This window comes from Duganella paludis (assembly GCF_054461335.1).
Genome location: NZ_CM136922.1, coordinates 5,384,193 through 5,396,257, shown reverse-complemented (window position 1 = coordinate 5,396,257; position 12,065 = coordinate 5,384,193). Strand labels below are relative to the sequence as shown.

Sequence of the window (12,065 nt, the reverse complement as noted above, 5' to 3'; positions counted from 1 at the left end):
AAAAGCATAGCAGAGCACCGCGCAAAAGCGAAACTATCCGGGCCAGGCACAGGTGCGGAAACCTGCAAAGATATCGTCGCGTTCCGGTGGGTAGAAATTCCGGAATTTGGCCGAGCCGAAACGCGACGGCGTGGCGAAGGAAGCGCCGCGCAGCGTCTGGTGCGTGTGGAACCAGGGCTCCGAATATTCAAGATAACGGTCCGCCTTGAACTCCGGATAGGGCTCGAACGGCGACGCCGTCCACTCCCACAACTGCCCCCAGCGGAACGCCGGATGGCCGGACAAGGCCGCGTACTCCCACTCCGCCTCTGTAGGCAGGCGGCGTCCGGCCCAGGCGCAGTAGGCCTGGGCTTCATATAGATTCACATGACGCACCGGCTCCGTGCCGGCCAGCGTGGACAGCTTCCCGAAGCGCATGGTGCGCCATTGCGCGCCTTCGCGTTGCCAGTAGCGCGGCGCGGATCGCTCCTGCCGCATCAGCCAGTCGGCGCCGGCCTGGCTCCAGAACTGGCGGTTGTCATAGCCGCCATCGGTGACGAAATCCGCATACTGGGCGTTGCTTACCAGGGTGCTATCCATGCGAAACGGCGCCACATGGAAGCTGTGCGCCTCGCGCTCGTTGTCGAAGACGAAGCCGGCGCCGGCCTTGCTGCCCAGTTGCAGCGTGCCGCCGGGGAAACCGATCTCGGACGGTGCAAACATCGTCAGCCGCTCGCCGTCGGCTGGTGTCGGCGCGGCCAGGCCCAGGGTCTGCAGCGTGTAGAGGAAGGCTTCGCCGTGCATGTCTTCGTGCGCCAGCGCCAGGCGATAGGGATACAACGCCTCGTCGGTGTTGGGGTCGCGCGACAGTTTATCGAGCACGCGGTCCAGCACTTCATGGCAGTAGGTCTTGACGCCGCCGGTGGTGGGCAGGTCCAGCGACCAGCGGCTGCGGTGCGGCACGCGCGCGGAGTCGAACCAGTCGTCGCCCTTGGTCAGCAGGCAGTTGCCATTGGCGTCGGCCGGGTGGCTGGAGCTAGCCTCGCGCAGGATGAACCACTCGGCGAACCAGGCCGTGTGCCCGAGTTCCCACAGCGGCGGGTTGATGATGCGCAGCTGCGGCACGCGGGCGGGCGCGTCCATGCCGGCGGCGGCAAAACAATCGAACAGCGACAGCGTATAATCCCTCGCGTGCTGCAGGGCCTGGGCCAGCTGTTGCGACGTGGCGTTCCTGAATGAAGTAGAGCTGGAGGTCATGCGCCGATTGTAACCACTTTCAAGCAAAACACCAGTGAGCAAAGCACATATCTGGATCGTCAGTCCCGCATCGGCACGGGCCAACAACGGCAACTGGCAAAGCGCCAGCCGCTGGGCGCGATTCCTGCGCACGCGCTACCGCGTGACGATCACCCAGCATTGGCCCGATGCCGACGCCCCGACCGCGCCGCCGGACCTGCTGATCGCCCTGCACGCACGCCGCTCGGCGCCGTCGCTGGACGCGTGGACCCGCAGCCATCCCGACCGCCCTTCCATCCTGCTGCTGACCGGCACCGACCTGTATCGCGACATCGACACCGACGCCAGCGCACAGCGCTCGCTGCATCAGGCCAGCGCGCTGGTGCTGCTGCAAGACGCCGGCCTGCAAGCGCTGCCGGCGCCGTTGCGCGGCAAGGCGCACGTGATCTACCAGTCCGCCGCCACACTGCGCCCGGCGCCCGGCGCGACGCGTCACGCCGACATCGCCATGATCGGCCACCTGCGCCAGGAAAAAGACCCGCTCACCTTCATGCAGGCAGCGGCGCTGGTGACGGCACCATCGGCGCGGCTGATCCACATCGGCGGCGCACTGGAGCCGGAGCTGGCGCAGGCCGCGCAGGCCACCGCCGCGCAGCACCGGCGCTACCAATGGCTAGGCCCCATGGCGCACGCCGCCACGCGCCAGCGCCTCAAGCGCTGCCGCGCCATGGCCCTCACCTCCCACATGGAAGGCGGCGCCAACGTCATCATCGAAGCGGTATGCGCCGGCGTGCCGGTGCTGGCCAGCGACATCAGCGGCAATCGCGGCATGCTGGGCGAGGATTACGCCGGCTACTTCCCGCCCGGCGACGCCGCCGCGCTGGCAAACCTGATCGACCGCGTCATCGCCGACACCGACTTTTATCGACAGCTGCGCGAGCAGTGCGACGCCCGCGCCCCGCTGTTCGCGCCGGCCGTCGAGCAAGCGGCTTTACTGGAGTTGGTGGATAATCTGCTCCATAAGACTTAACCAAGGATGCAAACCATGAGCAACGAACCAATCAAACTGACCTCCTTCTCCCACGGCGGCGGCTGCGGCTGCAAAATCGCGCCCGGCGTGCTGTCCGAGATCCTGAAGAACTCCAGCGGCTTCCCGGTGCCGAAGGAACTGCTGGTCGGCATCGAGACGGCCGACGACGCCGCCGTCTACAAACTCAATGACGAGCAGGCGCTGATCGCCACCACCGACTTCTTCATGCCGATCGTCGACGACCCGTACGACTTCGGCCGCATCGCCGCCACCAACGCCATCTCCGACGTCTACGCCATGGGCGGCACGCCGATCATGGCGCTGGCCCTTGTGGGCATGCCGATCAACAAACTGCCGATCGAAACCATCGGCCAGATCATCAAGGGCGGCGAATCGATCTGCGCCGAAGCGGGCATTCCCATCGCCGGCGGCCACACCATCGATTCGGTGGAGCCGATCTACGGCCTGGTGGTCATGGGCCTGATCCATCCATCCAAGATCAAGCGCAACGCCGACGCCAAGGCGGGCGACGTGCTGGTGCTGGGCAAACCGCTGGGCGTGGGCGTGCTGTCGGCCGCGCTGAAAAAAGGTGCGCTCGATGATGAAGGCTACAAGGCCATGATCGCCAACACCACCAAGCTGAATAAACCGGGCAAGGCGCTGTCCGAACTGGCCGGCGTGCACGCGCTGACCGACGTCACCGGCTTCGGCCTGCTGGGCCACCTGCTGGAACTAGCGCGCGGCGCCAAGCTGGAAGCGCAGCTGGACATGAAACAAATCCCGCTGCTGCCGGGCGTCGAACAACTGGCGCACGACGGCTACTTCACCGGCGCCTCGGGCCGCAACTGGGACGCCTACGGCAAGGACGTGCAGCTGGCCGAAACCATCACGCCGGCCCAGCACTCGCTGCTGACCGACCCGCAAACCTCGGGCGGCCTGCTGGTCTCCTGCGACGCCGCCAGCGTGGACGAAGTGCTGGCCCTGTTCCACCGCGAAGGCTTCGGCGAAGCCGCCGTCATCGGCCGCATGGCCGCAGGCGCAGCGCGCGTCACCGTCGCCTGACGGCGATACCAAAACGACAACCCGCCAATTTCGCTTGACGACTGCGGCGGGGATCGCTTACATTCTAGGAATGACCTCGCATCTGCACCTATCCGCTTTCCTGCTATCGCCTGCCAGCGCCCTATCGCTAGCAGCGCGTCTACTAGCACGCGTTTAATCCGCGTCCCTGTTGTACCCCGTGCCGGCCACAAGCCGCACCCGCCTCAAACATCCAGGAAAGTTGTACCGATGCTCCCAGCCTTGTCGCTACTGCTAAAACTACCGATCGGTTGCCGCGCCTAGTATCCCGTGGCCGCGCCGCAGCCCTTTGCCACATCGTTTAGCACACCCCCATTTTAGATCCAGGAGCATTCCCATGATGTTGCAGAACCCAGCGAGCAAATACCGCGCCTTCCCCGCCGTCCAGTTGACCGACCGTACCTGGCCGAACGCCATCATCAGCAAGCCGCCGATCTGGATGAGCACCGACCTGCGCGACGGTAACCAGGCCCTGATCGAGCCAATGAGCATCGAGAAAAAACTGCGCATGTTCGACCTGCTGATCAAGATCGGCCTGAAGGAAATCGAAGTGGGCTTCCCTTCCGCGTCGCAGACCGACTTCGACTTCGTGCGCAAGCTGGTGGAAGAAAAGCGCATTCCGGACGACGTCACCATCATCGTGCTGACCCAGTCGCGCGATGAACTGATCCGCCGCACCGTCGAATCCTGCCTCGGCGCCAAGCGCGCCATCGTCCACCTGTATAACTCGGTGGCGCCGGTATTCCGCAAGGTGGTCTTCGGCATGTCGCGCGAAGAGATCACCAACATCGCCACCACCGGCGCCAAACTGGTGAAGGAACTGACCGCGCAACATCCGGACACCGACTGGGGCTACGAATACACGCCGGAATCGTTCTCCACCACGGAGCTGGACTTCTCCAAGCACATCTGCGACGCCGTCATCGCCATCTTCGAGCCGACGCCGTCCAAGAAACTGATCATCAACCTGCCGTCGACCGTGGAATGCAGCACGCCCAACGTCTACGCCGACCAGATCGAATGGATGTCGCGCAAGCTGACGCGCCGCGATTCGCTGATCATCTCCGTCCACCCGCACAACGACCGCGGCACCGCCGTGGCCTCGGCCGAACTGGCCGTGATGGCCGGCGCCGACCGCGTTGAAGGCTGCCTGTTCGGCAACGGCGAACGCACCGGCAACGTCGACCTGGTCACGTTGGCGCTCAACCTCTACACCCAAGGCGTTCATCCTGGCCTGGACTTCTCCGACATCGACGAAGTGCGCAAGGTGGTCGAAGAGTGCAACCAGTTGCCGGTCCACCCGCGCCACCCGTACGTGGGCGACCTGGTATTCACCGCCTTCTCCGGTTCGCACCAGGACGCGATCAAGAAAGGCTTCGCCAAGCAGGTCGAAGGCGCGCTTTGGGAAATCCCGTACCTGCCGATCGACCCGCAAGACCTGGGCCGCAGCTACGACGCCGTCATCCGCGTCAACAGCCAATCGGGCAAAGGCGGCATGGCCTACTTGCTGGAGCAGGACTTCGGCCTGGTGCTGCCGCGCCGCCTGCAGATTGAATTCAGCCGCGCGGTGCAGGCGGTGGCCGACCAGACCGGCCTCGAAATCACCTCCGAAGGCATCTACGACATCTTCAACAAGGAATACTTCGAGCAGAGCTCCCCGTACGCCTACCAATCGCACAAGATGGTGGAAGACACCAGCAGTGACGAGCCGGTGCAGATCGACATCGCCATGATCCATCGCGGCGCGCCACTGGCGCTGCAAGGCGGCGGCAACGGCCCGATCGACGCCTTCGTCGACGCGCTGGGACTGGACATCAAGCTGATGGACTACCACGAGCACTCGATCGGCTCGGGCGCCAACGCCAAGGCGGCCTGCTATGTCGAACTGCGCCTGGCCAACGGCCCGACCCTGTTCGGCGCCGCCATCGACAGCAACATCCTGACCGCGTCCTTCAAGGCAGTCCTGAGCGCGGTCAACCGCCAACTGGTGCGCACCGAAGCGGCCGAAGGCAAAGTAGCAGCCTAAGCATTCGGGGTCAGTTCCGACATTCGGACACGAGCCCTGCCGTAGCGTGCGCTACGGCAGGGCTCGTGTCCGAATGTCGGAACTGACCCCGAACTAACGTCCCGTCCGCGCAACACCTGGCGCAAGACTTTTTTCCGCACCGCACCATTCAAGTTATACTGGTTTCTCGTTTTTTGTGACGAGGAGTCGGTTCATGATGTTCTCCAATCTCAAGATAGGCGCCCGCCTGGGTCTCGCCTTCGGCGCGGTGCTGCTGTTGATGGCGGTGCTGATCGCCACCGGCCTGCAGCGGCTCGGCAGCATCGGCGCCCTCAATCGCACCATCATCGAGGACGACTGGGTAAAGGCCGAAGCGGCGGCCACCGTCAGCACCACCACCCGCGCCAATTCCGCGCTCACGCTCGAACTGTTCACCACCGACCTGCCCGCGCGCACGGAGCAGATCCGCGCCGAGATGGAGGTAAACAAGAAGACCATCTCCACCGCCCTCGACACGCTGGACAAGCTGCTCGTCACCGATGACGGCAAGGCCCTGCTGGCGCGCATCCGCGCCGAACGCAAGGCCTACGTCGGCTCCTTCACGCAAGTGGGCAAGATGCTGGCCGACAGCCAGCGCGACGCCGCCCTTGATCAACTGCGCGCCGACATGCTGCCCAAGCTCACGCGCCTGCAGGATAGCGTGCGCGAATTGAACGAAATGCAGAAAGCCGCCGTCGCCCACAACGGCGAACTGGTGATACACGATATCTCGACCGCGCGCCAGGTGATGGCGTGGCTGGGCGTGGTGGCGCTGGCCCTCGGCCTGGCGTTCGCCTGGCGCGTCACGCGCTCGATCACCGATCCTATCGGCAGCGCGCTGCAGATGGCGCGCGCGGTGGCCGCCGGCGACCTGACGCGCAACATCAGCAGCAAGCAGCGCGACGAGATGGGCCAGCTGCTGCAAGCGCTGGGGCAGATGAACGACAACCTCGCCAACATCGTCGGCCGCGTGCGCAGCGGCACCGGCGCCATCAACACGGCGTCGGCGGAAATCGCCAGCGGGAATATGGACCTGTCCTCGCGCACCGAGCAGCAAGCCAGTTCGCTCGAAGAGACGGCGGCCTCGATGGAGGAACTCACCAGCACCGTCAAGCAGAACGCCGCCAACGCGCATGAGGCCAACGCGCTGGCGCAAACCGCCACCGAAGTCGCGCAGCGCGGCGGCGCGGTGGTGGCGCAGGTGGTGGACACCATGAACGCCATCAACGACTCCTCGCGCAAGATCGTCGACATCATCAGCGTGATCGACGGCATCGCCTTCCAGACCAATATCCTGGCGCTCAACGCGGCGGTTGAAGCGGCGCGCGCCGGCGAGCAGGGACGCGGCTTTGCGGTGGTGGCGACGGAAGTACGCACGCTGGCGCAGCGCTCGGCCAGCGCCGCCAGGGAGATCAAGGCCCTCATCGACGATTCGGTGGACAAGGTGGCGGCCGGCGCGCAGTTGGTCGGCGTGGCCGGCACCACCATGGACGAAGTGCAGGACAGCGTGCGCCGCGTCACCGCCATCGTCGGTGAAATCACGCTGGCCAATCGCGAACAGACCAGCGGCATCGAGCAAATCAATATCGCCATCAGCCAGATGGACCAGGTGACGCAGCAGAACGCCGCGCTGGTGGAAGAAGCCGCCGCTGCTGCGGCGGCCATGCAAGACCAGGCCGGGGAGCTGAACCAGGTGGTCAGCCAGTTCCGCCTGAGCGCCTGAGCATCAGGCTTTCAGCGTGCGCTTGCCGGCGCGCTCGCCCAGCCAGTTGACGACCTTGGTGTCATAACTGGCGGGACTCTTGCGGCCCACGCGCTGCGCCAGATCCAGCAAGGTCTGCTCGGCCAGCGCTTCCTCCATGCGCTGCTGGGCGCTCAGCATCACGGCGTGCACCGCGCAGGTGCCGGTGGTCGCCCAGGCTGGCGGCGCGTCGTCGAACACGGCGCAGCGCGAGCGGATCTCGCGGCATTCGAACAGCGCTTTCTCGCCATCGATGGCGTTCACCACATCCAGCACGCTGATCTTGCCGGCCGCGCGCGCCAGCATGAAGCCACCCTTCACGCCCTCGGTCGCCGCCACCAGGCCCGCCTTGGCCAGTTTGGTGAAAATCTTGGCAAGAAAATCAACCGGCACGCCCTGCAGCTCGGCCAGGTCGCGCACGCTGGCATCGCGGCCGTCACCGGATTCGTCGACCAGGAATAGCAGGCAGTGAATGCCATATTCAACACCTGAACTGATGTGGGCCATATCAAAACTCCAAACTCCGACAAGATTAGTCGCCTATTTTAGCATGACGACCAAAAACTGCTTGCGTTTACAAACTACGACAACTATAGTCGCAGTTTTTAAGCAAAGGAATTTCATCATGAGCAAACAGATTCTGATCATCGGTAGCGGCTTTGCCGGCATGTGGGCGGCACTGGCGGCGGCACGCCTGCGCCACCTAGAGCACCAGCAGGCGGACGTGGAGATCACCGTCATCTCGCCGCAGCCCGAACTGCATATCCGGCCACGCCTATACGAAGCCGACCTGTCGGGCATGGCCCCTTCATTGACGGCCTTGTTCGCGGCGGCCGGCGTGCGCCATATCGCCGGCGCGGTGCAGCAGATCCACCCGCAAGACCACGCCGTGAACTACGTGGACGCCGACGGCCGGCAGCAATCCCTTGCCTACGACAAGCTGATACTGGCCAGCGGCAGCACGCTGTTCCGCCCTGCGATTCCGGGCCTGAAAGAACACGCCTTCAGCGTCGACCAGCTGAGCGAAGCACAAGAACTGGACCGTCACCTGCACGCGCTGGCACAGCGTCCCGCCGGCAAGGCGCGCAACACGGTAGTGGTATGCGGCGGCGGCTTTACCGGCATCGAAACGGCGGCCGAAATGCCGGCCCGCCTGCGCGCCATCCTCGGTGCGGATGCGGACATCGACGTCGTCATCGTCGAGCGCGCGGACGCCATCGGCCCGGACCTCGGCGCCGGCCCGCGCCCGGTCATCGAGCAATCATTGCGCAACAAGGGTGTCGGACTGCGACTCGGCAGCGCGGTGGCGGCGGTGGATGCGCAAGGCATCACCACCGCCAACGGCGAGCGCATTGAAGCGGACACCGTCATCTGGACCGCCGGCGCCCGCGCCAGCGCGCTGGCAACGCAGATTCCCGGCGAGCGCGATACCTTCGGCCGCCTGCACGTCACGCCGGCGCTGCGGGTCGGCAGCTCGGACATCTACGCCACCGGCGACGTCGCGTGCGCCGCCTCGGACGATCTGGGCAACCATGCCCTGATGTCGTGCCAGCACGCGATGAACCTGGGCCGCTCGGCCGGCCACAACGCCATGGCCGATGTCCTCGGCCTGCCGGCCCTGCCCTACGACCAGGTCAACTACGTCACCTGCCTGGCGTTGGGCGCGGACGACGCGGTCTACACCGAAGGCTGGAATCGCGCAGTGAAGATGTCGGGCGCGCAGGCGGCCGAACTGAAGGGGAATATCAACACCGTGTGGATCTATCCGCCGCAAGCCGATATGGCGGAGATCATCGCCAAGGCCGATCCGGCCAGCCGCCCGGTGCAGTATTTCTAACGGCGCGCCAGCCGGATGCCGGTGAACTGCCAGCGCGCTCCGGCCGGGAAGAAGTTGCGGTAGCTGGCGCGCGCGTGGCCTTCGGGCGTGGCGCTCGATGAGCCGCGCAATACATACTGGTTCAGCATGAATTTGCCGTTGTATTCGCCCAGCGCGCCCTCCGCCGTCGAGAAGCCGGGGTACGGCGCGTAGCTGCTGCTGGTCCATTGCCAGCAGTGGCCGAACATCTGCGCCGCCTGGCCTTGCACGGCGGCGTATTCCCATTCCGCTTCGGTCGGCAGGCGCGCGCCGGCCCAATGGGCATAAGCGTCCGCTTCAAACAGCGAGACATGCGTGAGCGGCCGGTTCAGATCCAGAGGCTGCGCGCCATGCAGCGTGAATTCCTGCCACGCGCCCTGCTCGTCCTGGAACCAGTAGATCGGCGCGCGCAGCTGGTTGGCGCGCACCCAGTCCCAGCCCTCGGCCAGCCATAGCGATGCATCGGCGTAGCCGCCGGCGTCGATAAACGCCAGGTACTCGCCGTTGGTCACCAGGCGCGAAGCCAGCGCGAACGGCGCCACGTACTGCCGGTGGCGCGGCAGCTCGTTGTCGAAGCTGAAGCCTTCGCCATCGTGGCCGATGTCGGTCAGGCCGCCATCGAACGCCAGCCAGTCCAGCGGCGCCGCCACCGCCGCGCGCGCCGGCGGCTTTTCCAAATAGGCCGGCAGCAGCAGGCTTTGCGCCAGCAGGTGCTTGAGGTCGGTGAGCATCAGCTCCTGGTGTTGCTGCTCGTGCTGCAGGCCGAGCGTGATCAGCATCGCCAGCTCGCCGCGCCGCGCCGCATCCATGTCGCCAGATAAGTCGAGCAAGCGCGCCACGCGCGCATCGACGTCGGCACGGTAGGCGCGCACCTGCTCCATGGCGGGACGCGTCAGCAGACCACGCTGCGCGCGCGGATGCTTTTCGCCGATGCCGTTGTAGTAGGAGTTGAACAGAATGCGGAAGGCAGGATGGAATGGTGCAAAGCCCTGCTCCATGCGTTCCAGGATAAAGGTCTCAAAGAACCAGGTGGTATGCGCCAGGTGCCATTTGACCGGGCTGGCGTCCGGCATCGACTGTGCGCCGCAGTCCTCGTCGGACAGCGGCGCGGACAGCGCCAGCGTGTGCCTGCGCACCGCCGCGTAGTTGGCCTGGAGCTGGTCCATCATCCTCAGATCACCCTGGCGTGGATAACCGCGAACCACTGCTCTTCATCGGTCCACACGCGCGTGGTGGCGAAGCCGGCGCGTTCCAGCAGGTTGACGAAGGACTGGCGCGTGTACTTGTAGCTGTCTTCCGTGTGTATGCGCTCGCCGCGCGCGAAACTGCGCTCGCCGCCAGGCCAGCGCACCGTCAGCGCGCAACGCGCTTCCAGGTGCATCTCGATACGGCTGAATTCCGGATTGAAGAAGGCGATGTGCTTCCACTGCTCGACATCGAAGTCCGATCCGATCAGGTGATTCAGGTGGCGCAGCATGTTCAGGTTGAAGGCGCCGGTCACGCCCAGCGCATCGTCGTAGGCCGCGTCCAGCACCGTGTGGTCCTTGATCAGGTCCACGCCGATCAGCAGGCCGCCATCGGTGCCCGCGTTGAGACGCAGGCCGCGCAGGAAGGTGATCGCGTGGTCGGGCGAGAAATTGCCGATCGAGGAGCCGGGATAGAAGAACACACGATGGCCGGCGCGCACGCTATCCGGCAGTTCAAAGCCGCTGGAAAAGTCCAGGCCCAGGGCCGTCATTTCGATGTGCGGAAAGCGCTGCTGCAGCTGCGCCACCGCGCCCACCAGGAAGTCGCGCGAGATATCGACCGGCACGTACTGCGCCGGCTGCAGCAGCGGGAACAGCGCGGCGGCCTTGGCGCAATTGCCGGCCCCGAGGTCGATCAGCGTGGCGCCGTCGCCCACCGCGCGCGCCATCTCGGCGCCATGGGCGGCGAAGATGGCCGCCTCGGTGCGGGTCGGGTAGTATTCGGGCAGCTCGCAAATGGCTTCGAACAGCTTGGAGCCGAGGCCGTCGTAGAGAAATTTGGGCGAGGTGTAAGCGGCGGCCGCCATCAGGCCTGCGCTGATTTCGGCGATGACCTCCGGACTGCCGTGGGACAATTGCATACGCTGCTCCGCCTTTTCTTGGTGATCACCCCGCGAGGGGATAGTGATTTTTGCTATGATAGCTGAATATGCATTTTGCAGCGCGTTGGCAAATCTTCCGTGCGTCTTTTCACACTCAAGGGTAAATACAATGAAAATCTCCTTCAAATCCGTCCTGGCCGCCGGCCTGATGCTGGCAGCCTCCTGGTCGCACGCGCAGTCCGCCGACAACGTGTTCCGCGTCTCGGCCATCCCGGATGAAGCGCCGACCGAACTGCAGCGCAAGTTCAAGCCGTTGGGCGAGTACCTGGAAAAGAAGATCGGCATGAAGGTCGAGTTCACGCCGGTGACCGACTACGCCGCGTCGGTCGAAGCCCTGATCAACAAAAAAGTCGACATGGTGTGGTTTGGCGGCTTCACCTTCGTGCAGGCGAACGACCGCAGCAAGGGCGCCATCACGCCGCTGGTGCAGCGTACAGAAGATGAGAAATTCCGCTCGGTGTTCGTCACCACCAACAAGAGCATCAATAGCCTGAATGACCTGAAGGGCAAGACCCTGAGCTTCGGTTCCGAGTCCTCGACCTCGGGCCACCTGATGCCGCGCTTCTACCTGCTGCAAGCGAAGATCAATCCGGACACCGACCTGAAACGCATCGCCTTCTCCGGCGCGCACGACGCCACCGTGGCCGCCGTCGCAGGCGGCAAGGTCGATGCCGGCGCGCTGAATATCTCGGTATGGGAAAAACTGCTGGAAGCGAAAAAGGTCGATCCAGCCGTGGTGCGCGTGTTCTACACCACCCCAGGCTACTACGACTACAACTGGTCGGTGCGCACCGACATGAACGCCGACCTGAAGAAAAAACTGACCGACGCCTTCCTGGCCCTGGACCCGTCCAAGCCTGAAGATAAGGTCATCATGGACCTGCAGCGCACCATCAAGTTCATCCCGACCAAAGTCGAGAACTACAAGAACATCGAAGCCGCAGCCAAGAATGCCGGCCTGCTGAAGTAATT

Annotated in this window: 10 protein-coding genes; 6 read left to right on the top strand and 4 right to left on the bottom strand. The window is 64.7% G+C overall.

The window, feature by feature from the left end; genetic code table 11:
• Positions 1-33: 33 nt before the first annotated feature.
• Positions 34-1,236, bottom strand: coding sequence for a selenoneine synthase SenA (gene senA, locus ACXZ1M_RS23755; RefSeq protein ID WP_459050068.1), 1,203 nt, complete (start codon positions 1,234-1,236; stop codon positions 34-36).
• A 34-nt stretch (positions 1,237-1,270) separates the two neighbouring features.
• Here senA and senB point away from each other — a divergent pair, with 34 nt between their 5' ends.
• The 4 genes from senB (at position 1,271) to ACXZ1M_RS23735 (ending at position 7,092) form a co-directional block, all read left to right on the top strand.
• On the top strand, positions 1,271-2,245 hold the full coding sequence (senB, locus tag ACXZ1M_RS23750) for a selenoneine biosynthesis selenosugar synthase SenB (protein ID WP_459050067.1): 975 nt from the start codon (positions 1,271-1,273) through the stop codon (positions 2,243-2,245).
• Between the two features lie 15 nt (positions 2,246-2,260).
• Positions 2,261-3,307, top strand: a complete 1,047-nt coding sequence (selD, locus tag ACXZ1M_RS23745; RefSeq protein WP_459050066.1) for a selenide, water dikinase SelD — start codon at positions 2,261-2,263, stop codon at positions 3,305-3,307.
• A 355-nt stretch (positions 3,308-3,662) separates the two neighbouring features.
• Positions 3,663-5,351, top strand: a complete 1,689-nt coding sequence (leuA, locus tag ACXZ1M_RS23740; protein ID WP_459050065.1) for a 2-isopropylmalate synthase — start codon at positions 3,663-3,665, stop codon at positions 5,349-5,351.
• 193 nt (positions 5,352-5,544) lie between these two features.
• Complete coding sequence (locus tag ACXZ1M_RS23735) at positions 5,545-7,092, top strand: methyl-accepting chemotaxis protein (protein WP_459050064.1); 1,548 nt, start codon at positions 5,545-5,547, stop codon at positions 7,090-7,092.
• A 3-nt stretch (positions 7,093-7,095) separates the two neighbouring features.
• Here ACXZ1M_RS23735 and ACXZ1M_RS23730 read toward each other — a convergent pair whose 3' ends face one another.
• Positions 7,096-7,617, bottom strand: a complete 522-nt coding sequence (locus ACXZ1M_RS23730) for an RrF2 family transcriptional regulator (RefSeq protein ID WP_459050063.1) — start codon at positions 7,615-7,617, stop codon at positions 7,096-7,098.
• 118 nt (positions 7,618-7,735) lie between these two features.
• On the opposite strand from ACXZ1M_RS23730, the gene ACXZ1M_RS23725 reads away from it, so the two are divergent.
• Positions 7,736-8,947 carry an NAD(P)/FAD-dependent oxidoreductase gene (locus ACXZ1M_RS23725; protein WP_459050062.1) on the top strand — a complete coding sequence of 404 codons (1,212 nt, stop codon included), beginning with the start codon at positions 7,736-7,738 and terminating at the stop codon, positions 8,945-8,947.
• Here ACXZ1M_RS23725 and egtB read toward each other — a convergent pair.
• Complete coding sequence (egtB, locus tag ACXZ1M_RS23720; protein ID WP_459050061.1) at positions 8,944-10,134, bottom strand: ergothioneine biosynthesis protein EgtB; 1,191 nt, start codon at positions 10,132-10,134, stop codon at positions 8,944-8,946. The two genes, ACXZ1M_RS23725 and egtB, sit on opposite strands and share 4 nt — an antisense overlap.
• Before the next feature lie 2 nt (positions 10,135-10,136).
• Positions 10,137-11,072, bottom strand: a complete 936-nt coding sequence (gene egtD, locus ACXZ1M_RS23715) for an L-histidine N(alpha)-methyltransferase (RefSeq protein WP_459050060.1) — start codon at positions 11,070-11,072, stop codon at positions 10,137-10,139.
• 130 nt (positions 11,073-11,202) lie between these two features.
• Here egtD and ACXZ1M_RS23710 point away from each other — a divergent pair, with 130 nt between their 5' ends.
• The gene (locus tag ACXZ1M_RS23710; RefSeq protein WP_459050059.1) at positions 11,203-12,063 is read left to right on the top strand and encodes a putative selenate ABC transporter substrate-binding protein; all 861 of its coding nucleotides are present in this window, start codon (positions 11,203-11,205) and stop codon (positions 12,061-12,063) included.
• Positions 12,064-12,065 lie beyond the last annotated feature (2 nt).